The 22,256-nt window shown below is 48.0% G+C and carries 25 protein-coding genes and 3 tRNA genes; 25 read left to right on the forward strand and 3 right to left on the reverse strand.

Annotated features, from left to right (window positions below):
* The first annotated feature begins 197 nt into the window (after positions 1-197).
* Both DWZ16_RS09685 and sigK read left to right on the forward strand, forming a co-directional pair.
* Complete coding sequence (locus DWZ16_RS09685) at positions 198-1,454, forward strand: transposase (protein WP_412694328.1); 1,257 nt, start codon at positions 198-200, stop codon at positions 1,452-1,454.
* Between the two features lie 234 nt (positions 1,455-1,688).
* Positions 1,689-2,318 (forward strand): RNA polymerase sporulation sigma factor SigK, encoded by a 630-nt coding sequence (gene sigK, locus DWZ16_RS09690; RefSeq protein WP_118472874.1) that lies wholly within the window; start codon positions 1,689-1,691, stop codon positions 2,316-2,318.
* A 199-nt stretch (positions 2,319-2,517) separates the two neighbouring features.
* Here sigK and galE read toward each other — a convergent pair whose 3' ends face one another.
* Entirely contained in the window at positions 2,518-3,543 is a 1,026-nt protein-coding gene (galE, locus tag DWZ16_RS09695) for a UDP-glucose 4-epimerase GalE (protein WP_118522684.1), read from the reverse strand.
* Between the two features lie 290 nt (positions 3,544-3,833).
* Between galE and DWZ16_RS09700 the strand changes: the two genes are divergently transcribed.
* The 14 genes from DWZ16_RS09700 to DWZ16_RS09760 all read left to right on the forward strand — a co-directional run bounded on the left by DWZ16_RS09700 (position 3,834) and on the right by DWZ16_RS09760 (position 15,787).
* Positions 3,834-5,360 carry a putative DNA modification/repair radical SAM protein gene (locus DWZ16_RS09700; protein WP_118522685.1) on the forward strand — a complete coding sequence of 509 codons (1,527 nt, stop codon included), beginning with the start codon at positions 3,834-3,836 and terminating at the stop codon, positions 5,358-5,360.
* Positions 5,324-5,455, forward strand: a complete 132-nt coding sequence (locus DWZ16_RS16860) for a hypothetical protein (protein WP_284525690.1) — start codon at positions 5,324-5,326, stop codon at positions 5,453-5,455. Before DWZ16_RS09700 ends, DWZ16_RS16860 begins: the two co-directional genes overlap by 37 nt.
* Positions 5,456-5,475: 20 nt before the next feature.
* A complete protein-coding gene (locus DWZ16_RS09705) occupies positions 5,476-6,156 on the forward strand; it encodes a TIGR03915 family putative DNA repair protein (RefSeq protein ID WP_412694329.1) in 681 nt (226 codons plus the stop codon).
* Between the two features lie 445 nt (positions 6,157-6,601).
* A complete protein-coding gene (locus DWZ16_RS09710; protein WP_107000077.1) occupies positions 6,602-6,895 on the forward strand; it encodes a hypothetical protein in 294 nt (97 codons plus the stop codon).
* A gap of 182 nt (positions 6,896-7,077) precedes the next feature.
* Positions 7,078-7,470, forward strand: a complete 393-nt coding sequence (locus DWZ16_RS09715; protein ID WP_118522686.1) for a GntR family transcriptional regulator — start codon at positions 7,078-7,080, stop codon at positions 7,468-7,470.
* Positions 7,457-8,356, forward strand: coding sequence for an ABC transporter ATP-binding protein (locus tag DWZ16_RS09720; protein WP_117795722.1), 900 nt, complete (start codon positions 7,457-7,459; stop codon positions 8,354-8,356). The genes DWZ16_RS09715 and DWZ16_RS09720 overlap by 14 nt, the downstream gene beginning before the upstream one ends.
* A complete protein-coding gene (locus tag DWZ16_RS09725) occupies positions 8,331-10,748 on the forward strand; it encodes a DUF6449 domain-containing protein (protein WP_118522687.1) in 2,418 nt (805 codons plus the stop codon). The genes DWZ16_RS09720 and DWZ16_RS09725 overlap by 26 nt, the downstream gene beginning before the upstream one ends.
* A gap of 249 nt (positions 10,749-10,997) precedes the next feature.
* Positions 10,998-11,573 carry a zinc ribbon domain-containing protein gene (locus DWZ16_RS09730; RefSeq protein WP_118472868.1) on the forward strand — a complete coding sequence of 192 codons (576 nt, stop codon included), beginning with the start codon at positions 10,998-11,000 and terminating at the stop codon, positions 11,571-11,573.
* A 3-nt stretch (positions 11,574-11,576) separates the two neighbouring features.
* The gene (locus DWZ16_RS09735; protein ID WP_022358562.1) at positions 11,577-12,083 is read left to right on the forward strand and encodes a COG2426 family protein; all 507 of its coding nucleotides are present in this window, start codon (positions 11,577-11,579) and stop codon (positions 12,081-12,083) included.
* 210 nt (positions 12,084-12,293) lie between these two features.
* Positions 12,294-14,966 (forward strand): heavy metal translocating P-type ATPase, encoded by a 2,673-nt coding sequence (locus tag DWZ16_RS09740; RefSeq protein ID WP_118522688.1) that lies wholly within the window; start codon positions 12,294-12,296, stop codon positions 14,964-14,966.
* A gap of 73 nt (positions 14,967-15,039) precedes the next feature.
* Positions 15,040-15,375: a metal-sensing transcriptional repressor gene (locus tag DWZ16_RS09745; RefSeq protein WP_118522689.1), complete on the forward strand. Its 336-nt coding sequence runs from the start codon at positions 15,040-15,042 to the stop codon at positions 15,373-15,375.
* Positions 15,376-15,505: 130 nt separating this feature from the next.
* Positions 15,506-15,579: transfer RNA gene (locus tag DWZ16_RS09750), tRNA-Pro, on the forward strand.
* 18 nt (positions 15,580-15,597) lie between these two features.
* Positions 15,598-15,669: transfer RNA gene (locus DWZ16_RS09755), tRNA-Glu, on the forward strand.
* A gap of 45 nt (positions 15,670-15,714) precedes the next feature.
* Positions 15,715-15,787: transfer RNA gene (locus tag DWZ16_RS09760), tRNA-Thr, on the forward strand.
* Positions 15,788-15,880: 93 nt separating this feature from the next.
* Here DWZ16_RS09760 and DWZ16_RS09765 read toward each other — a convergent pair.
* Positions 15,881-17,218 (reverse strand): tyrosine-type recombinase/integrase, encoded by a 1,338-nt coding sequence (locus DWZ16_RS09765; protein ID WP_118522690.1) that lies wholly within the window; start codon positions 17,216-17,218, stop codon positions 15,881-15,883.
* A gap of 86 nt (positions 17,219-17,304) precedes the next feature.
* Positions 17,305-17,886, reverse strand: a complete 582-nt coding sequence (locus tag DWZ16_RS09770) for a helix-turn-helix domain-containing protein (protein ID WP_118522691.1) — start codon at positions 17,884-17,886, stop codon at positions 17,305-17,307.
* Positions 17,887-18,064: 178 nt separating this feature from the next.
* Here DWZ16_RS09770 and DWZ16_RS09775 point away from each other — a divergent pair, with 178 nt between their 5' ends.
* The 9 genes from DWZ16_RS09775 to DWZ16_RS09810 all read left to right on the forward strand — a co-directional run bounded on the left by DWZ16_RS09775 (position 18,065) and on the right by DWZ16_RS09810 (position 22,254).
* Positions 18,065-18,259 carry a hypothetical protein gene (locus DWZ16_RS09775; RefSeq protein ID WP_118522692.1) on the forward strand — a complete coding sequence of 65 codons (195 nt, stop codon included), beginning with the start codon at positions 18,065-18,067 and terminating at the stop codon, positions 18,257-18,259.
* Positions 18,260-18,322: 63 nt separating this feature from the next.
* Complete coding sequence (locus tag DWZ16_RS09780; RefSeq protein ID WP_233430162.1) at positions 18,323-18,502, forward strand: helix-turn-helix domain-containing protein; 180 nt, start codon at positions 18,323-18,325, stop codon at positions 18,500-18,502.
* 12 nt (positions 18,503-18,514) lie between these two features.
* Positions 18,515-18,925, forward strand: a complete 411-nt coding sequence (locus DWZ16_RS09785) for a hypothetical protein (RefSeq protein ID WP_118522693.1) — start codon at positions 18,515-18,517, stop codon at positions 18,923-18,925.
* 1 nt (position 18,926) lies between these two features.
* Positions 18,927-19,229, forward strand: a complete 303-nt coding sequence (locus DWZ16_RS09790; RefSeq protein ID WP_118522694.1) for a hypothetical protein — start codon at positions 18,927-18,929, stop codon at positions 19,227-19,229.
* On the forward strand, positions 19,219-20,154 hold the full coding sequence (locus tag DWZ16_RS09795; protein WP_118522695.1) for a phage replisome organizer N-terminal domain-containing protein: 936 nt from the start codon (positions 19,219-19,221) through the stop codon (positions 20,152-20,154). The genes DWZ16_RS09790 and DWZ16_RS09795 overlap by 11 nt, the downstream gene beginning before the upstream one ends.
* Positions 20,111-20,776 carry a replicative helicase loader/inhibitor gene (locus DWZ16_RS09800; protein WP_182427330.1) on the forward strand — a complete coding sequence of 222 codons (666 nt, stop codon included), beginning with the start codon at positions 20,111-20,113 and terminating at the stop codon, positions 20,774-20,776. The genes DWZ16_RS09795 and DWZ16_RS09800 overlap by 44 nt, the downstream gene beginning before the upstream one ends.
* Positions 20,777-20,888: 112 nt before the next feature.
* Positions 20,889-21,119 carry a hypothetical protein gene (locus DWZ16_RS09805; RefSeq protein WP_118522697.1) on the forward strand — a complete coding sequence of 77 codons (231 nt, stop codon included), beginning with the start codon at positions 20,889-20,891 and terminating at the stop codon, positions 21,117-21,119.
* Positions 21,120-21,368: 249 nt separating this feature from the next.
* The gene (locus tag DWZ16_RS15465) at positions 21,369-21,509 is read left to right on the forward strand and encodes a hypothetical protein (RefSeq protein WP_182427331.1); all 141 of its coding nucleotides are present in this window, start codon (positions 21,369-21,371) and stop codon (positions 21,507-21,509) included.
* A gap of 325 nt (positions 21,510-21,834) precedes the next feature.
* The gene (locus tag DWZ16_RS09810; RefSeq protein ID WP_118522698.1) at positions 21,835-22,254 is read left to right on the forward strand and encodes a hypothetical protein; all 420 of its coding nucleotides are present in this window, start codon (positions 21,835-21,837) and stop codon (positions 22,252-22,254) included.
* Positions 22,255-22,256: the final 2 nt, after the last annotated feature.

Below are 22,256 nucleotides of genomic sequence, written 5' to 3' on the forward strand. Positions count from 1 at the left end.
ATTATTCGAACGTTTTCCGGAAATAAGAAACCAGTTGTGGAAGGGAGAACTGTGGAACCATTCCTATTATGTGGAAACGATCGGATCCGTATCTGAGGAAAATATTCGCTGTTATATTGAACATCAGAGCAAGTCGTATTAATTCAATGTGAATTGTAAATATTCATATGCATGGCTGTCTGAAGGGGGGAAGGGGAATGCTGCTGTCGCACAGAACATCGGTCAATATCCGGCCGGAATATTCTAATATTATAGGGCATATGTGTTATGCTGCTTCCAAACTCTGGAATGTCTGCAACTATGAACGCCGTCGATATAAAGAATTGGGGTTGGAGAAGTATCCTGACTGGTATTATCAGAAGAAAGCGCATAAAGGAGAGTTGTGGTATAGACAGCTTCCGTCCCAGACGGCGCAGGAGACCTGCAAGCAGCTGGATAAAGCCTGGAAATCATTTTATGTCCTTAAAAAGACCGGTGGGATCAAAGATCCAAATCCGCCGCGATTTAAACAGGACAATATACCGATCACTTACATGCAGATGGGAATCCGGCACGAGAAAGGTTCCGACCAATTGCGGCTGTCTCTGTCAAAGGATCTGAAAAGCTATATGGAAGAAGCTTATGGGATTCATGAAAAATTTCTATATCTTGAAAATAAGATTTTCAGGAACATGGATCACATAAAACAGCTGCGGATCTATCCACCGGAAGATGGAAAATGTGACCTTATTGTTATCTATGAGGTCAAGGAGCCAGAACCGCTTCCTCAGAATGGCCATTATTTATCAATTGATCTTGGACTTCATAATCTGATGACCTGTTATGATTCCGGAAATGGAAAAACTTTTATTCTGGGAAGGAAATATCTTTCGCTGGAAAGGTACTTTCACAAAGAAATCAGCAGGGTTCAATCAATATGGTATGCACAGCAGGTGGAAAACGGCATAAAATATCTCAGCTCCTCGAAACACATCAAGAGGCTTTATCGGAAAAAACAGAATGCAGTAAAGGATTACCTTCATAAGGTGACCAGATGGTTTGCAGAATACTGTAAAAAAGAAGGGATAAGCTGTGTAATCATAGGAGATATTCGAAATATCCGTAAAGGAAAAGATATAGGGCACAAGACAAACCAGAAGTTTCACGGACTGCCGTATAATAAACTTTATATCATGTTGGAATATAAACTGAAACTGTATGGAATACCATTGATAAAACAGGAAGAAAGCTATACCAGCCAGTGCAGCCCGTTTTCACCAGAAGTATCAAAAAGATATGCAGAGGCATCAAACCGAAAAGAGCGGGGCATGTATATAACGGATGGAGTAAGACATAATGCGGATGCGGTAGGAGCATTTAATATCCTGCGAAAATATCTTTCCGTATCCGGAAAACAGAAAGAACTGTCCGTAACCGGACTAAAGAATCCAGAAATAATAAAAGTAGCTGTATAGCCGAAAGGCAAGCAGTAGTGGTGTCATGGACGCACCCTGAAAAAAGGCGGTATCCCGCCAGATTTCAGATGCTCTGGTAACTTAGTTACCGAGTAGTTCACACGCAGCGGATTTATAACCGGCTGGATGGTATGATTTTTAGCGCCCTTTCTAAAATCGGAAAAGCAAGTGGTGCACTGGAAAAGCCACCGAAGCATAAACTATCAGTAAGTAAGCTTCAGGGTGGCTTTTTCTTTGCATACATTTCCAAAGCCTTTGACACCTGGAGAGGAACGGTCCTGTCTGGAACGCATGAAAGAGGGAGACCATGAGGCACGCAATACTCTGATAGAGCGAAATTTACGGCTGGTGGCGCATGTGACCAGAAAATATCAGGGTACAGATTATGAAATGGAAGATCTCCTGTCGATCGGCACCATCGGGCTCATTAAAGCGGTCAATACGTTTCATCCGGAGCGGGGATCGCGGTTGGCGACGTATGCGGCGAAATGTATCGAGAATGAGATTCTGATGACCTTCCGCGCTGGTAAAAAATATGCAAAGGATATCTCGTTATATGACCCGATCGGGGTAGATAAAGATGGAGAAACCGTCAGCCGGATGGATGTGCTGGAGGCAGAAGGAAAAGAAGTTCTGGAAACCATTATTTTAAAGCAGGAAATTGAACAGCTTTACCGCGCCTATGAGGCGTGTTTAAAAGAAACAGAGAAAATCGTCTTACGCAGCCGGTACGGGCTGTTTGGCGGAAAGGAACAGACGCAGCGGGAGATTGCCGACGGACTTGGAATCTCGCGTTCTTATGTGAGCCGGATCGAGAAGCGGGCGCTGGAAAAAATGCGGCGGGGATTTGCGGAACACAAATAAAGAACAGAAAAAGCGGCTGGCAGATGTTAGGGTGGACATCTGTCAGTCGCTTTTGTCATGTAATAGGAAATTTCCTGGAATTCCCTATTACACAAAAAGGCACTAACGTGCCAATGATGCGCACTCGCGCGAAGCAGAAACATGTCGCAAGCGACCGCGCTCGGCGCGAGAATGTGCCAAGCACATTCTTTTTCATCTCTTAGTCCTCAGCGTCCCGATATCCGTTCGGGTTCATCGACTGCCATTTCCAGGAGTCAGCGCACATCTCCTCAATGCCGTACTGAGCTTCCCAGCCGAGTTCATTTTTCGCTTTGGTAGCATCGGAGTAGCAGGTTGCGATATCGCCGGCGCGGCGTGGCTTGATTTCATAAGGAATTGTTTTGCCGCAGGCTTTTTCGTAAGCCTTGACAACATCGAGTACGCTGTAGCCTTTGCCGGTGCCGAGGTTGTAGATATATACGTCTGGCTTATCGTTAAATTTTTGGAGTGCTTTTACATGACCGACTGCAAGGTCAACTACGTGGATGTAATCGCGCACACCGGTTCCGTCCGGAGTCGGGTAATCATTGCCGAAGACACCGAGACATTTCAGCTTGCCGACAGCAACCTGTGCGATATAAGGAACCAGGTTGTTCGGGATTCCCTTCGGATCCTCGCCGATCAGACCGCTCTTGTGTGCACCGATTGGGTTGAAGTAGCGGAGCAGAACGACATTCCATTCCGGATCTGCCACGTGCAGGTCAGTTAAAATCTGCTCAAGCATTCCCTTTGTCTGACCGTAAGGGTTTGTGATTTTGCCTTTCGGGCATTCTTCGGTGATCGGGACGAATGCCGGATCTCCGTATACGGTAGCGGAGGAACTGAAAATGATTTTCTTGACGCCATGATTGCGCATTACGTCGCAGAGAAGCAAGGTTCCGGTGATATTGTTGTGGTAATATTCCAGTGGCTTCGCAACGGATTCTCCGACTGCCTTTAAGCCTGCAAAATGAATGACCGAATCGATGGATTCTTTCTCAAAAATCTCATTGACTGCCTCGCGATCCAGCATATCTGCCTTGTAAAAGGTTACATGCTTGCCGGTGATTTTCTCCACGCGGCGCAGCGCTTCCTCACTGGCATTGTAAAGGTTGTCCATGACAACGACCTCATATCCGGCGTTTAAAAGTTCGATGCAGGTATGACTGCCGATGTAACCGGCGCCTCCAGTAACTAAAATAGCCATTGTAAACTCCTCCTTCATCCTACCTATAAAAATAATTCATTCTATACCTTCAATCCTTCTTTATTATTATAAACGCGGCTTGCGAGGAAAACAATCAGAAATACTGTCATGTGTTATCGAAATTATATTTTAAGAGGAAATTTAACAATGCTTTGCGTAGATTGGAAAGGCTTGGATACAGTGTGCATGACAATAGAATGTGTGTTCGAAAAACAGCTTGCATTTAAAAAGAGAGTGTGATATGATAAGCACAGAACTAATGTTCGAGAAACGGGAGGAGGCAGAATCTCATGCTGATACAGGAAAATCTTTCAATCGAAGAAAAGTTAAGTATTTTATCGGATGCGGCAAAGTATGACGCCGCCTGCACCTCCAGCGGCGTGGGTAGAAAGGGAAAGGAAGGCTTTCTTGGAAACAGCCGGGTGGACGGCATCTGCCACAGTTTTGCCTCGGATGGGCGCTGTATCTCCCTGCTGAAAATTTTATTTACGAACCAGTGCATCTATGACTGTCATTACTGTGTCAACCGTCGGAGCAATGACACGGTCCGTACCTCCTTTACGCCGGAGGAGGTCTGCCGTCTGACGATGGAATTTTACCGGCGCAACTATATAGAAGGATTGTTTTTAAGTTCCGGTGTGCTGGAGACACCGGATCACACGATGGAACTGCTGTATCAGACCTTGTACCGCCTTCGGCGCGTCCATCGATTTAACGGTTACATCCATGTGAAAGCAATTCCGGGGGCAGATCCGGAGCTGATTGAGAGAGTGGGCTTTCTGGCGGACCGGATGAGTGTGAATCTGGAGCTTCCGACGGCTGATGGTCTGGCGCGCCTGGCACCGGGAAAGACGCGGGACAAGATACTGCGCCCGATGCGCCAGATCCAGACTGGGATCGCGAGACAGCTGGAGCAGGAAGGGCGTCTGGAGAGCAGAGGGGCATGGCTTCCGCAGAAAGAGCGCGGAGAAATTCAGATTCCGGGAGACGGGAGATATGGAATTGGTGGTAAAGCGATAGGAAAAGGGGAAAGGGAATGTCTGCAGGCTGACAAGGGAATTCTGAGTCCGAATCAGACAGAGACAAAGATGGATTGGGGGCGGAATGGAGACAAGGTAAAAGGATTTATGAGGTCGAAAGAGCCGGGGGAAATGGATGAAAGGGTTGGAAGGACACATACACCGGAGATCCCCCGTGTCATCCCAGGACGATCGATCTATGGCAGTTTCGGACTGGGAAATATCTCAAACCGCAAGAATTATTTCGTCCCCGGCGGTCAGAGCACACAGCTCATTGTCGGGGCGACTCCGGAGAGTGATTATCAGATGGTTGCGGTCGCGGAAGCGCTGTATCGGAATTTTGGATTAAAGAGGGTCTTTTATTCGGCGTTTATCAAGGTGAATGAGGACAGCCTGCTTCCGGATCTTCCGGACGGACCGCCGCTTCTGCGGGAACACCGTCTGTACCAGGCGGACTGGCTGATGCGCTACTATGGCTTCCGGGCATCGGAACTTCTGAGTGAAAAGCACCCTAATTTTAATGTGTTTCTGGATCCGAAGTGCGACTGGGCGCTGCAGAATCTGGGTGAGTTTCCGGTGGAGATAAACCGGGCACCGTATGAGACACTTCTGCGGGTTCCGGGCATCGGGGTAAAGTCTGCGATGCGGATTGTCGCAGCGAGAAAACAGGTGGCGCTTCGGTTTGAAGATTTGAAGAAGATGGGAGTTGTGCTGAAGCGGGCAGTATACTTCATTACCTGTTCAGGGCGGATGATGTACCGGTGCAGATCCATGAGGATGCGATCGCGGCACAGCTAATCAGTGAAGAGAAGCGGAAGCAGTGGCAGCTGTCACAGAGCGGGCTGTACCGCCAGATGTCGCTGTTTGATGATTTTCATATGGCGCAGGCATGAAGCAGACGGAGGAGAGAACAATGGTTGTATTTGTATGCGAAGACAGTCCGGAAGGTATATTCACAGGAGTATATGATGCCTGGAACAGCCGCTTAGGGCATGAGAACGTGCGGCTGGAAGTACAGGGCGAATATAATTACAGCCTGTTTTCGGAGTATCGAGAGGTGGCGGTGGATCGGCTCAAGGCACAGAAAGTCGTGCGCTCGGTGCGCCGATCCCTGTCAGAACTGGCGTACAGCTGGATTTACCGCACGGCGCTGAGTGAGCGGGAGGATCGGGCAGAGGCGGTCTACCGCTTTCTGGTCTGTGGGTTTAGCGCAGGGGCAGTAGGGAGGCGTATCACGGAAAATTTACAGATACCGGCGGTGCAGACAGTCTTTCAGATCAACCGTGCGGTTGCCAATGAAGCGCATTTGCAGACAGAATTTCTGCGGTTTGCAGAATATTCCGATCATGTACTATTTTCTGAGATTGGTCCGAAAAACCGGGTGACGGCATTGCTGATGCCGTATTTTACAGATCGCCTGCCCTCGGAACCATTTATTATCTATGATAAAAATCACCAGGAAGCGGGAGTCTGGACAGGAAAGGGGCGGTGGTATATGATGCGTGGGGCTGAGACAGAACCCTGCAGGCGCTTTCCGGGAGAACCGATCAGAGCGAATATGCGGCGCTCTGGAGTGCATTTTTTCATCAGATAGGAATTAAGGAGCGGGAAAATCCAGCCTGTCAGCGGATGCATCTGCCGCTTCGCTACCGGAAATATATGACGGAATTTCAGTTCGGTTCCAACCGTTCAAATTTGGCTAAATTGTGAACAAATCGTAAACACAAAATCGAGAACCTTGTTCATAAAGAAACGAAAAAAGAATAAAAATAAGCCGGAAATCGGGAAAAAACAGCATTGAAACAAGAAAACTGCTGCATATATATTAAGATTTAAAGACCTTAAAAAATAATGTAAAGTCAACAGAAACAAGGACTTTTCTTACGAAAACTTTCGATTTTTGTAAGAAATACGGGATTTATTTAGTGAATGTTAATTATCTGTTCATATTTTGGACATAATTTGTTTTTATTATAGGTCACGTACCGATGAGGTACAAGAAAACATAAATCGTATGTTTTAAAGAGGAGAGAATAATTATGAGAAAGAATCTTACAAAAACAGCAGCAATCTTAGTTATGAGTGCAATGGTAGCAGCATCTGCTCTGACCGCTTGCGGCAGCAAAGCAGAGGAGACAACTGCAGCAGCAGAGGAGACTGTAGAGGCAGAAGAGACTGAGGCAGCTGAGGAGACCGAGGCTGAAACAGAAGAGACTGAGGAAGTTTCCGAGGAAGAGACCGAAGAGGCATCTGAGGAAGAGACTGAGGCAGCTGAGGAGACTGAGGCTGAAGCAGAAGAGACTGAGGCAGCTGAGGAGACACAGGCTCAGTAATCAATCTTTGATTGCAGAAGTTTGTTTCTATTCGGATATAACCGAAAAGGTTGTTAAGAAAATCGTAAGAGGCAGTCGGTTGACAATCGGCTGCCCTTTTTGTATACTATAACTGTATTAAACGAACTAATACACTTATGATTTTTGATACAGGGCAGAATGGAGGAAAGGAGAATGTGAGCATGATTCTGATTGATTATAAAGATCGACGACCTCTCTATGAGCAGATTGTTGAGAAGCTGTCGGATCTGATGGTCCGGGGGATTTTGGAGCAGGACAGTCAGCTTCCATCCGTGCGGAGTCTGGCAACGGAGCTGTCGATGAATCCGAATACGATCCAGCGGGCGTATGAAGAGCTGGAACGCCAGGGATATATTTATTCGGTTAAGGGCAGGGGCAGTTTTGTGGCGGATAACCGGCAGATTCGGGAGAGGAAGCGGCAGGAGATCTGGGATCAGCTGGAACTTCTGATCCGGGATGCAAAAGGAACCGGCATCACGATGCTGGAGTTCCAGGAGCAGGTCATCCAGAGCTATGGAAGTGAGGAAGGAGGAAACAGGAATGATAAAGGCTGAGAATCTGACGAAGCGTTTTTATGATACAGTGGCAGTCGATCATATCCATGCGGAGATTCACAATGGAAGTGTCTTTGGTCTGATCGGAACTAACGGCGCCGGAAAAAGTACCTTTTTGCGGATGGCAGCCGGTATTTTAAAGCCGGACGAAGGGAGCATTACGGTTGATGATGAGACAGTATTTGAGAATACAAAGGTAAAGGCACGATGCTTTTATATCCCGGATGAGCCGTATTTCTTAAGCAATGGAACGGCGGAAGACATGAAAGTATTTTATCAGGGGATTTATCCGAAGTTTGATGCAGCCCGGTTTGATAAACTGCTAAAGAATTTTGAACTGGAAAGCCGGCGGAAGGTGCAGACCTTTTCGAAGGGTATGAAAAAACAGCTCGCTGTGCTGCTGGGCATCTGCGCGGGAACCGATTATCTGTTCTGCGACGAGACGTTTGACGGGCTGGATCCGGTCATGCGGCAGACGGTCAAGAGTCTTTTTGCCAATGATATCGAGGAGCGGAACCTCACGCCGGTCATCGCCTCCCATAATCTGCGGGAGCTGGAAGATATCTGCGACCATGTAGGTCTGCTTCACAAGGGAGGAATGCTTCTCTCAAAGGATCTGGACGATATGAAGTTAAATATTCACAAGATTCAGTGTGTGCTTCCGGCGGGAGTGGGGAGCAGCGATTTGCAGGGAATCGATATTATAAAGACGGAACAGAGGGGAAGTCTCCTGACGCTTACTGTGCGCGGAAAACGGGAAGAGATTCAGACAATTTTACAGGCGTATCATCCGGTGTTTTTTGAAATGATACCGCTTTCCCTGGAAGAGATCTTTATCAGTGAAACGGAGGTGGCTGGTTATGACATCAAAAGGCTTGTTTTTTAAATATATGAGAGAAAATACGAAGCAGCGTCTCTGGAGCGTGGCGCTTACCGCACTTTTGTGCTTCTTTCTGTTTCCAGTCCTGACAGCGCTGGAAACCAGCATAATGCTGCGTCCGGATAACTTGTCTAAAGATCTGAGCGTCGAAGCGGCGTTAGCAGAAGCAAAATTAAAGCTGACCAATGAGATGCTGCATATGTATTCGATCCAGAATGCAATGCTGGTATTTATCCTGATTGTGACGGCGGTGGTGCTGGCAGCGTCCGGTTTTTCGTATCTCCATTCGAAAAAGAAAACGGATTTTTTTCACAGCCTTCCGATCAGCCGTGAAATGCTTTATACTGTGACCTGCCTGGACGGTATCCTGTATCTGGCAGTCCCGTATCTGGTATTTCTGCTGGTGGCAGGTGTGATGCTGCAGGTGAAGGGCGCGCCATTTTCATGGGGAACCCTGCTGATTGGGTATGTACAGCATATGTGCTTTTTTACCCTGGTGTACATGACGGTGGTGCTGGCAGTGATTCTGACAGGCAATCTGATCGTAGGATTACTTGGAACCGGCGTATTTTTTAGCTGGGGACCGGGCGTGGCTGCAGTGATATCGACGTATTTTTCTGAATACTTCATGACGTTTTATGACAATGGCAATTTCCTGCTGCGCTGGTGCGAGCGTACCTCACCGGTTTTCTGGTACGGCACGGCAACTGGTTCTGATCATCCCACCCGGATGGCAGTCATTGCATTGGCAGTGGCAGCCCTGCTCTTTGGCCTGGGAATGTTCCTGTACCGGAAACGCCCGTCTGAGGCGGCTGGAAGAGCGATGGCATTTAAGGTAAGTGAGCCGGTGATCCGTTTCCTTCTGGTTGTGCCGATCTCGCTGTTTTCCGGAATGATTTTCCGATCAATCCTGAATGATGATATCTGGACCGTGTTTGGCTTGATCTGCGGACTGCTCATCACCAGCTGCCTGATCGAAATTATCTATCATTTCGATTTTAAGAGCTTGTTTGCGCATAAGAGACAGCTTGCCATCAGTGCGGTGGCAGTGGCAGCCATTTTCTTAGGGTTCCGCCTGGATGTGGCAGGATATGACAGCTATCTGCCGGATGCTGACAAGGTTGCATACGCGGGTATTTACTGTGATGCGCTGGACAACAATGCGGCAGGGGCTTACCATGTGACTCCGAGAATGTATAGGGATGGCTACAGTGTTGGAATGGAATGGGCGTCCCAGGGAGATGTGGCAGATAAAATGCAGATCTCGGATGAGGATGGAATCCGTGTCCTGCGGGAAATTGGCGCGCAGGGCATCGAGACAGCTTCCAGACAGCGGAAGCATTTGAACGGCGGACAGGATTGGATGAGTGAGGCGGATCTGGATTCACGCTATGATTCGATCGTGCTGTCCTGGCATCTGAACAATGGAAAAACCGTTTACCGTAATTACCGCACGATCAATGTATCGGAGCTGCGGGAACAGCTAGATTCCATTTATGAAAATCAGAGCTATAAACTGGGAATGTACCCGGTGCTGTCCCTACAGGCAGACGATGCCGCAGGCATCAATTACAAAGAGGAAGAGGACTGCAGCCATGTGAAGCTTCCGGATGAGCAGACGAAGGCGGCGCTTCTTGCTGCATACCAGAAAGAGCTGATGGCTCTGACGCCAGATATGCGCCGGGAGGAGATGCCGATCGCGGAGATTCAGTTTAAGACAAATGAGATGCAGGCGATGATTGATGTGATTCGTAAAAATGGCGGCTATTATGACACATTTAACCAGTTTGATTATTACCCGATTTATCCGTCCTTCCAGGAGACGATCGCGATTTTGAAACAGTGTGGTACCGAGGTCGGCAGCAAGGTGACGCCGGAAAATACAGAAAAAATCGTGCTTCAGTATCAGGGCGGCAAGATTCCGGAGGATCAGCTGGCACCGGCAGATACAGAGCTTGGAAAACGCCAGCGGGAGTATCTTCAGAATAACAGCAGACGCGAGGTAACGATTACAGATCCGGAACAGATTGCAGAAATTCTTGCAAACTCCGCTTCGGATGATATGGTGCAGATCAATCAAATGGCGGAGGCATATCAGGGGATCAATATTGCAGTATATGTGTCCGGTATAGAGGACACAGGGGCAGTTTCAGAGGATGATTTGAGGGATTCGGTAAATTCAATGGAGGAAAATGAGATAGGTCAGACATATACGGTGGATGCCGGTCAGAATGTCCTGTATGATGGGGAATATGCGGCGGACTATGAAATGGATGAATCGGGTCAGTATGGCATCTACCAGCGCTCGTTCCGCTATGGCAAGGTTCCGGAGTTTGTGAAATCGACCTTCGGCCTGACACCGGAATTGATGCGGCTGAACCGGGTGTTTGCGTATTAAAAAAGTTGCCTAGAGTTGATTTAGGGATGCAAAAGATTGACTTTCTCCTCTGTAGGGGCTAAAATAGGGGGAAACGTAGCGGTTCAGCCGGTTTATGTATTTGATGCAAAAACCGGCTGAATCGTTATGAGAAAATATCAGATGCCTTGGTTTTGCATGAACCTGCCGTTGCATTTAGAACAGCGATGCACTGTCCCATCAGGCAGAACGAAATTTGAGGCGTACATATCCCGCAGAGGAGGAAGAAATATGGCATTTTTCGATGAACTTGGAAAGGTGATCAGCGATAAGAGCAAGGAAGCTGCGAACCGGGTAAAGGACATCACAGGCGTATTACAGCTGAAATCGAAGCTGTCCGCCGAGAAAGATAAGATTAATAAGGCATATATCACACTGGGAAAAGCATACTATGACAGACATGAGGGCGAGCTGGAAGGGAAATTTGCAGATGAGTTCCACACTATCCAGGCAGGGCTTGTGAAGATTGCGTCCCTGGAGGATGAGATTGCCGAGTTAGAGGGCACAAGAGTCTGCGCGGAGTGCGGCGCAAAGGTGGAGAAAAATGCGGCATTCTGCAGCCGGTGCGGTGCGCCGATGGATTCGACGACATCTGCAGATGTGCATGAGCCGGAAGAACCAGAGGAGATGCAGGAGACTATCTTTGAAGAGAAGGATGAAGCTGCAGCAGATAAGGCGGTTGACAACGCAGAAACAGAAGGCACGGCTGGCCCAGACGCGGATTCCGCGGATGCTTCGGACTCTGTTTCGGAGAACACCACCGATACTGCGGCACAGAATGAAAATAACAGCGGGGAGCAGGCATAATTTATGGATTCACTGGTACAATGGTTTACAGCTAATTTATCCGGAGTCATATCGAAGGAGGCAATTATCTTCATTATCTCGATGATTCCGATTCTGGAACTTCGAGGCGGGCTTCTGGCTGCGTCACCGGCACTCTTAAACGTGCCGATCCTGCGGGCGATCCCGATCTGTATCGTGGGAAATATCCTGCCGATCCCGTTTATCCTGCTTCTGATCCGCCATGTGCTGGAGTGGATGAAGAAGGTTCCGTGTTTCCGTGGTATTGCGCTGTGGCTGGAACGCAAAGCGATGAGCAAAAAAGGGCAGATCGAGAAATATGAGTTCTGGGGGCTGATGCTCTTTGTCGGCATCCCGCTTCCGGGAACCGGCGCATGGACAGGCGCGCTGGTGGCATCCCTGCTCCACATGAAATTTGGCAAGGCATTTGGCGCGATTTTAGTCGGTATCGCGCTGGCGACGGTGATTATGTCGATTCTGTCCTACGGCGTGCTGGGCGTGCTGTTTGGATGATGCGCAGATAAAAATGGAATAATGTCTATGCCCGCAAAAGGGCGGCATGGATGCGAATGTATAAAAGACTCTGTAAGGGGAAATTCTCCGGACAGAGTCTTTTTGCGTCCATTATTATTTTGTTGAGAAAAAGAGATCATAAATGAAATTGGGGTTGACATATACCTATGGGGGTATATTATAAGGACAGTTAAGAGATAGGAGGAGACCATGAAGCAATATACAGTAACCGGCATGAGCTGCGCGGCATGCAGCAGCCGGGTTGAAAAGGCAGTATCGAAAGTGCCGGGTGTCACGGCATGCTCGGTCAGCCTGCTGACAAATTCGATGGGCGTCGAGGGCGATGTGCCCCCGGAGACCGTGATTCATGCGGTGGAAGATGCCGGATATGGCGCATCCCTGAAAGGACAGGGCACTGTAGCGCAGGCGCAGAGCGCGTCGGAGGTAGAGGACGCCTTAAAAGATCGGGAGACGCCGGTCTTAAAACACCGTCTGATCGCATCGCTGGGATTCTTAGCAGTCCTTATGTATATGTCGATGGGACATATGATGTGGGGCTGGCCGCTGCCGCACTTTATGGATGGCAACCATGTGGCGATGGGACTTTTGCAGCTCCTTTTGGCCGGAATTATCATGGTGATTAACCAGAAATTCTTTATCAGCGGTTTCAAGGGACTTTTACACCGCGCCCCGAACATGGACACGCTGGTAGCACTTGGTTCTGGCGCGTCGTTTATTTACAGCACATATGCGTTGTTTGCGATGACGGACGCACAGTTAAAGGGCAACGGCACGGCAGTCATGTCCTACATGCATGAATTTTACTTTGAGTCGGCGGCAATGATTCTGGCGCTGATCACAGTCGGAAAAATGCTGGAGGCGCGTTCCAAGGGAAAAACGACGGATGCCTTAAAGGGACTGATGAAACTGGCACCGAAGACAGCTGTTATCATCCGGGATGGAGTGGAAACAAAGGTTCCGATTGAAGAGGTAAAGAAAGGTGATGTATTTGTTGTACGCCCAGGTGAAAATATCCCGGTGGACGGCGTGGTTCTGGAAGGAGCAAGCGCGGTCAACGAGGCAGCACTGACCGGCGAGAGTATTCCGGTGGATAAGGCACAGGGTGACCCGGTTTCGGCGGCAACGGTCAACCAGTCTGGTTATCTGCGCTGTGAGGCGACCAGAGTCGGTGAAGATACCTCCCTGTCGCAGATCATCCGCATGGTCAGCGACGCGGCGGCGACGAAAGCGCCGATCGCCAAGATTGCAGATCGGGTTTCCGGCGTGTTTGTCCCGGCGGTTATCACGATCGCAGTGGTGACAACGATTATCTGGCTACTGGCAGGACAGACGTTTGGATTCGCACTGGCGCGAGGTATTTCCGTACTGGTTATCAGCTGCCCGTGTGCACTGGGACTGGCTACGCCGGTTGCGATTATGGTCGGCAACGGCATGGGCGCGAAAAACGGAATCTTGTTCAAGACAGCTGTTTCGCTGGAAGAAACCGGAAAAATGGACATTGTAGCGCTTGATAAGACGGGTACGATCACCAGCGGCGAGCCGCGTGTGACCGACGTCATCCCGTCTGGAGGTGTGACTGAGAAGGAGCTGGTAAGCCTGGCGCTTTCCCTGGAAAAGAAGAGTGAGCACCCATTGGCGAAAGCTGTTCTTCTCTATGCAAAAGAACAGCAGATTGATGCGCCGGAGGCGGCTGATTTCCAGGCGCTGCCGGGTAATGGACTTTCCGGTACGTTAGACGGCGCTTCACTGGCAGGCGGAAGTTTTTCCTATATCAGCGGACATACGACGGTGTCCGCACAGGAACAGGCATCCTTTGAGCGTCTGGCATCGGAAGGCAAGACGCCGCTGTGCTTTATGAAAAATGGTCGTCTGGCTGGTATGATTGCCGTGGCAGATATCATCAAGGAAGACAGCCCGCAGGCGGTCAAGGAACTGCAGAACATGGGAATCCGTGTGGTCATGCTGACCGGAGATAATGAGCGGACCGCCCGTGCGATTGGGGCACAGGCTGGTGTGGATGAAGTCATTGCCGGAGTACTTCCGGATGGGAAAGAGAGTGTCATCCGCAGCCTGAAAGAACAGGGCAAGGTGGCAATGGTCGGTGATGGTATCAATGATGCCCCGGCGCTCACGCGTGCCGATATAGGTATCGCGATCGGAGCCGGTACAGATATCGCGATTGATGCCGCGGATGTGGTGCTGATGAAGAGCCGTTTGAGTGATGTTCCGGCGGCAATCCGTCTAAGCTGTGCGACGCTTCGAAATATTCACGAAAACCTGTTCTGGGCATTCTTTTACAATGTTGTGGGTATTCCACTTGCAGCCGGTTTGTGGTATCCTATCTTTGGATGGAAATTAAATCCGATGTTCGGCGCTGCAGCGATGAGCTTATCCAGCTTCTGCGTAGTGACGAACGCGCTGCGGCTGAATCTGTTTAAGATGCACGATGCATCGAAGGATCATCCGATGCGGAAGAGGGCTGAGAAGGCTGCTAATAAAGGCGGAGATAAAGCAGAAAACGCAGGTGCAGTTAGGACGGAGGCAGAAGACACCCGGTCAATTGGGCAAACAGCAAATGAAAATGAAACTGTTTCAAAAGAATTGCAAAAAAGTGAGAATCAAAAAAATGATAAAAATATGGAGGGAATAACGATGACAAAGACAATGAATATCGAAGGAATGATGTGTGGACACTGTGAGGCACGCGTAAAGAAAGCGTTGGAGGCACTGGCAGGCGTGGAGAGCGCAGAGGTCAGTCATGAGAAAGGAACCGCGGTCGTAAGCATGAGTGCGGATGTGGCGGACGATACGTTGAAAGAGGCAGTTGAGGCACAGGATTATAAGGTGGACTCGATTCAGTAGGATGAAAAAAGCTGTGAAATGGTGGAATTAATATGCCATTTCGCAGCATTTTGATAAAAGATAGGAGAAAAGCATGGGCTGTTGTAAATGTGAATCACAAGCGCAGGTCTGTCAGGGAGGAGAGACGGAACGCCACAAACACAGAAACCTGACCGAAGAAAAAGATCTGCTGAAACGTTTAAATCGGATCGAGGGACAGGTGCGCGGTGTGAAGGCGATGGTGGAAGACGAGCGATACTGCGTCGATATATTAAACCAGATATCAGCGGTTCAGGCGGCGCTGCACAGTTTTTCCAAAGTCCTGCTGTCCAACCATATCAAAACCTGTGTGGTCGATGATATAGAGGCGGGAAATGGGGAAGAAGCGGTTGAGGAGCTGTGCAAGACGATTCAGAAGCTGATGAAGTAAATATAAATTTATTGAATTGAGCAAACACAAGCAACTATAGCGAAATATTAAACATAATAAATATTTTTAAAAATTCTTCAAAAAAAGTGTTGACATTCTCCTGGATTTATATTATACTACGTCATGTAATCGAGGCGTGGCTCAGTTTGGTAGAGCGCTGCGTTCGGGACGCAGAGGTCGCGTGTTCGAATCACGTCGCCTCGATTCTATTATAAAACATACGGCCTGTTGGTCAAGCGGTCAAGACGACGCCCTCTCACGGCGTAAACCCGGGTTCGATTCCCGGACAGGTCATCGAAAGTTGCTTTGGGTTTTCCAGAGCATTTTTCAAATTAAAATGCTTCCTTGGCTCAGTTGGTAGAGCGACGCATTCGTAATGCGTAGGTCGCCGGTTCAAGTCCGGCAGGGAGCTGATGAGTGAAAACCCTTGTAAATCAAGGGTTTTTCTTGTATCTGGATATAAAAAATGCCGTCCGAAAAGGGCGGCTTTTTGTGTTTTTGGGGACTATTCGGGGACTGAATTTTTTGTATTAGCCTTTTTGGATAAGGTATCAGCCAGAGCGTCAGAGGCTTTTCGATCTAGTTCTTTTAAGGCGTGACTGTAAATATTTAGTGTTGTTGTTACGTCAGAATGTCCTAGACGGCTTGCAACCGTGCGGATATTGACGTTTGAGCCGATCAGCAGAGTGGCGGCGGTGTGCCGGAGTCCGTGCAGAGGAATAAGCGGCAGCAGGGCGCTTTCGTCTGTCTGCGTGGCGTTGTAATTGTTTATAACACGGTGTAAAATCTGGTAAGGTGTTTCAAGCCCCATCATTTCCCCATTCCAGCGGGTAAAGATATATCCGCCGTTTTTCCATTGGGAGCCAATCGAAAGCCTGTAATATTCCTGTTCCTTCTTCCATTCCTGTGCAAGGGAGATAACGATCTCCGGAAGTGAGATAGTGCGGGCAGATTTTTTTGTTTTGGTACTCTTTATGATGATTTTTTTCTTTACACGGCAAACGCTTTTCACTATGCTGATAGTCGCGTTCGTAAAGTCCAGATCGTCCCATGTGAGGGCGACAAGTTCACCGCGCCTGCATCCGGTAAAGATTGCCAGGTAAAAGAGAAACTTATATTGCGTCATGCTGCGCCGGTTTGCCCGGAGATCATCGAGGCGCTGCGCTGTGGTGTCGAGTGGTCGCGCCAGCCTACCAGATGCGGTATAATAGGCGGGATTCTCCAGGGCTTCAAGGAAGCGTTCGGCTTCCGGCTGTGAGAAGAACACGATCTTCTCATCCTCCGGTGTGTCTGGTGCTTTTATCTGTACGCGCTCCATCGGGTTCGCGGATAGAAGATTCCAGCGGATAGCCTGCGAGAGCATGGCGGACAGAACAGCAGCCTTGCGCTTGACGGTACCGCATGAAAGTGTTTCCCCGGATCCGTCTGCCTTTTTACGTTTCAACAGCGCATTCACATATTCCTGTAAATAGAGCGGCGTGAGGTTTTCCAATGTCATATACCCGAACGCGCTTATAAATTCCTTGATAGCTGATTCTGTAGATTGAAGCGTCCGCGGTGCCTGGTTCTCTTCGGCGTATTCTGACAGATATTTGGCGGCGTATTTCTCAAACGTCATAATATGCCCGTCTGTGTACTGACCTGTTAATACCTTGCGCTCGAAATCGGCGGCAAAGGCGGCAACGTCTTTTTCGATAGATGCCGCGCTTTTGGGGTTTCCCTTAGCCGTCAACAGCTCCGGCTTGTATGTGATTTTTCGGCGGATCTTCTTGCCGATGCTGTTATATCCACAGCTCACAACGATTTGATAGGCGTTTTCGCCTGTTTTTTTAATTGATGCCATCGTTTAACTCTCCTTTGTTCCTGCCGGGCTGGGGCGTCTGGGACAAACAGAGGATTAAAGCTCGAATACCGGAATGGTAGTTGAGATTAGTTGTCAAATGGTAAACCCTCATCCGGAACATCGTCGGGAACGTTTGTAAATCCACCATTCAATGCCAAATAGTCATATTTGGATATTCGATCATTTAACCAAAGTGTATAAAGGTGTTTGTCGATAGTTCCATTCTGGTATAAAGTGTACATTTTTTCCCAATCTTCAAAAAATTCACATATTGTATCATCACTGGTCTGCATAAGGCAAAATGGATAATACGATACATCAAAAGAATCTTCTTGAGCGTTTCGATCGTATCTGATTAACCATGTTGAACCGTTGGGCTTAGTGTCAGCTACTTTTACAATTAAACGAAGTAGATCGGCGTAAGTGATAGGTTCCCCTTTTATGCTTTGTTCAGATGATAAGCCGCATAGCCAATCAACGGACACATGGAACACTTCGGCGATCCGCTTTGCAACGCCGATAGAAGGGTTTTTTGTATTTTTTTCATATTGTGACAGTGCGGATGCAGTAATGCCTATTTTTTCTGCAAAATCTTTTTGGCTAATTTTTCGGGAAGTTCTAAATTCTTTCAATCTATCTGAAAAAATTTGCAATTCTTTTTCACTCATAATAACCTCCGTTAGATTTAGTTAAGTGTACATTGATTATACATAGAATATACGCACAAGTCAAATGTAACATAATAAGAATAAAACAAAAGTAAATAAAATTACTAGAATATATTGACTTAACTATTGAATGATGATAAAGTTAATATGCAAACTAAAAAGAAAGGAAAAAACTAATATGAAAGTTGATTCAAAAAAGTTGCTATTAATAATGGCAAGAAAAGCCATAAATCCGTATGGATTGTGTGAAAAAGCGGGCGTTTGTTATGCTTCATATCGCCGTGCTGTAGGCGGCGCAACTTGCAAACCTGCTACGCTGGGGCGGCTTGCTTCGGCGTTGGGCGTGGATGTAACCGAAATTATCGAAGATTAACAAGACGATCCGGGCTGGGGCGTCTGGGATGCACAGAGGGCATCAGAAAGGAGAAACAGGAATATGACAGTACCAACTATGGTTACAATCAAGGAAGCATCTGAAAAAACCGGAATTTCCTATAACCGGTTGCGGTGCTTATGCTTGGAAAAGAAGATCGTGTATATCACGGCGGGATGCCGGTATCTGATTAACTTTGAAAAGCTGGTTGAATATCTTAACAACGGCGATCCGAGACAGTAAGGGGGCGAGGTTATGAATGAACAGCTTTATGAGAAAATGTGGCAATCTGCAGAATCATGGCTTATACCGGAATTCCGGCGGCAGTATGTCGAATGTGGCAAGGTTGAGGACTGCCCGGAATACGACCAGATACGGGACTTCTGCCAGGCTGTGAACATTGTTGGAGCTTGGGCGGGCGCTCCGGAAGTATCTCCAGAAAGCATTGTGTGCAACGTTAAGACGCGCGATCCAGGCATCACAGGGACGGAGCAGCGGAAAGAGGACTTGAAAGCGGCTTATTGTTGGCTGTGGGAGGTTGTGCCGCTTCTGTCCGGGAATGAGGGCGATTTAGAACGTGCTTCCAAGATGTTTCTGCAGAAGCTAAACAGCGTTCACTACGAAATGGAACGCTTGGGCGTGTTCAGCATGGAGCGGAGGCGGTAAGATGCAGATAGTTGATCTTATGGCGCTGCGTGTGAAGAAACAAGGACGTTTAGACTTCAAGGCGGTACAAATGACAGCGGAGCAGATAACAGCACGGCGGGCGGCGCTTCGGCAGTGGCTCATGAAAAGCCGTTTTGCGAATCTGCCGAATGATACGCTGGATGCTGTGCGCTTCTGGAAGCTGGCAGCAGGTGGTTACATACTGGAAGATGCGGGCGGCTATAAATATTACCTGTCTGAAAGTCAGTTGAACGGCGAAGAGCCGGAGCAGGCAGCAGGAGAAAGGGCGAACGATGGCAAATAGACGCTTTTACTGGATGAAGCTACCAAGTGACTACTTCGGGCAGCTGATCCAGAAGAAAATGAGGAAGCAGCCGGACGGGGCAGAAATGCAGCTGATTTATTTGAAGTTGCTGCTTTACTGTATCGATAAGGACGCGGAGATCATCTTTCAAGGGGTTTATGATTCCGTAGAAGATGAAATAGCTGAGGAAATAGGCGAGGACGCGGAAGCGGTAAAGAAAACACTCACTTTTCTGGAGGCAAACAAGAAACTGGAACGAACGGAGCACGGTTTTATATTGCCGGAGGCGTTGGAGTTGGTTGGTTCTGAAAGCGTATCAGCCGAACGGGTTCGAAGATTCAGAGAGCGGCAGGCGTTACAATGTAACGCGGATGTAACGGAGTGTAACGCGGACGGCGCACAATGTAACGTAGATATAGATAAAGATATAGATATAGATAAAGATATAGATAAAGAGAAAGATAAAGATAAGAGTAAGATAAAGAGTATATACTGCGTAGAGCTGTCAGAGACACCTCAACGCCAGCCGCCGCCAAAAACTGATAAAAAGTCGGAGACAATAGAAGTAGAACCGGTTCCAAGTGGCTACAAGATTATCTTGCTTGATAAGAGCTTTTATGAAATCCCGCTTGAAAAGCTGAATTTCTGGAAAGAATCCTATCCGGCTGTGGATGTGGAACAGGAGATCCGGAACATGGAAGCGTGGGCGGATGCGAACCCGACAAGGCGAAAAACCCGAAACGGGGTAGTGCGTTTTATCACTAATTGGCTTAAAAGGGAACAGGACAAGGGCGGCAGCTACCAGAGGGGAAACAGCCGACAGAATGCATCGTATGATTTAGACAGCTATTTACAACAGAGAATAAACGGAGGTAATGCGAATGATAACACAGGAACAGGCTTTACAGATTATCCAGCTTTTTAAAACAGCTTATAAAGAGAATTATCGGGATGTATCGCCGGAAGAGGCAGAGCGGAAAGCGGTCATTTACCGGGACATTCTTCAAGATTACACCTTTGAACAGGTGCAGATGGGGATCCGGGCGTATATGTCAGAAAATCATCAGTATGAGCCGAAGCCGGGGCAGATTGTTGCCAGAATCCGGGGAAATATAGGCAACCTGGACGAGCTGGCAGCAGAAGCATGGGGCGAAGTATGGAAAAAGATTGTTTGCCGGGCAAGTGTGGCAACACAGGAAGATTACAACGCTCTTCCGGAGCTGACCCGGAAAACAGTTCCGTTTAGCTTATTGCTTACTTGGGGAATGGCAGAGACTCCGAACATTGAAACATACGCCCGCAGGGACTTTATAAACGATTACAAGATTGTTTTAGAGCGGGAACAGAAACGGCAGGCGATACCAAAGGCAGCGCTGGAAGCTCTGCAGCGTTCAGCAGAGCCGGAGAAGCTGGAAGAGAGGACGGCAGATTCAGCTATAACGCCTTGCATCAGTGACAGGCAGACAGCAAAGAAGAACACCGGCTATACGGATTCAGAAGAGTACCAGCGGAAGCGGGCGACTTTGTACGAACGATTGAAAAAGTAAAATAAAAAAAGCCCTTGGGATGTTGGCGCATCCATAAGGGCAAGGCTTACAGCCGGAGCTGTGAAAAAACCATTTAAAATATAATACCACAGCCCGGCGGAAAGGAAAAGACATGAGAGAAGAAAAAATAAATTTATGTGATTTATCAGCGGAAATAATCGGGATTTCGAGAATAGTATCGGGGCTGTCGAATCAGTTGGATAATAAAAAGACGGACACGCTGACGGTTGACTCTTTGCAGAAAGCACTTTTCGGCGTATCTACACACTTGGACAGAATCGTGAATGATTTGCAGGATGCAGATATGAGACAGTGGGCAGATTCCCAGAATGGGACTCTGTAACGAACGGTTTTACATAGATTTAATTAGACTGAACCGCTGACCGCTGCGATAGTGCGGGAAGTAACGATATGTGACACCCTTGGAGGAATAAATGGAGTAGCGAAACGCGACACCATCGGAGGTATAGGAATGAATGAAAGAATGACATGGGAGTTCCTGAAAGCATCGTTGTTTATCAATTTTCTGTTTGCGCTGGCGTTCTGCTTCGTGAAATAGAGTCGGAAAGCGCGACGGAAAAGGAGGAAAAACGTGATAAAGATAAAAATATCGTATGAGCGGCCGGAAGAGCTGCAGAAAGTCCTTGAAAGGCTGGCGCCGAATGTGAAGAATTTAAAGGTGGCTAGGAAGCAGGACGGCAGATTCTTAAAGGCATATGTGACAATGGAATAAGATTTTGGCAGGGGACTGGGCACTTGGAAAAGGTAGCCTATCCCCTGTTTTTTCTTTGAAATGGCTTGAAAAACAGCCGGAATCCTTTGTAAAATCAATGGTTTTCTTGAATATATCCCCCTATTATGGTACAATAAACATAGGCAAACGAATATTGATAAGTACCCCACAGAAAAAATGTGTGTGCCTGTTTACTCTCCAAACTGTGGAAGCCTTTGATAGAATGGCGCGGGAATAGCTTAGTTCAGAAATGAACGAAGTTGTTTTTGCGCCTTTTTGTTTGCTTAAAATAGCCCACCGGGCGTAAAACGGGAAAGGAAATGGAATGGAAAATAACAATACCAACACTCAGACAGAGGGAAATAACACCCAGCAGATAGCGGGGGGTAGCACAGAACCGAAGACGTTCACACAGGAAGAAGTGAATAGAATCGTTCAGGACAGATTAGCAAGAGAAAGAAGAGGCACCGGGCAGACTATCGAGGAAAGAGAATTGGATCTTACCCGGCGAGAAAATAGAATGAAATGTGCCGAAAAGCTGACGGAAGCAGGATATCCGAAAGAATTGTTAGATATCCTTGATACATCAAACGCTGAAACGTTCATGGAGAATGTCGGGAAACTGGCAGCGATGCAGATCCAGGCGCCGAACGCAGCACCGATTCCGCGGGTGGTGAGCGTGACTCCGGGCACTCTTAAAGAGAGCGAAGAAGCGGATGTTCGAAAGGCTTTCGGCTTAGACTGAAA

Source organism: Clostridium sp. AF29-8BH (genome assembly GCF_003478145.1).
GTDB lineage: Bacteria > Bacillota > Clostridia > Lachnospirales > Lachnospiraceae > Otoolea > Otoolea fessa.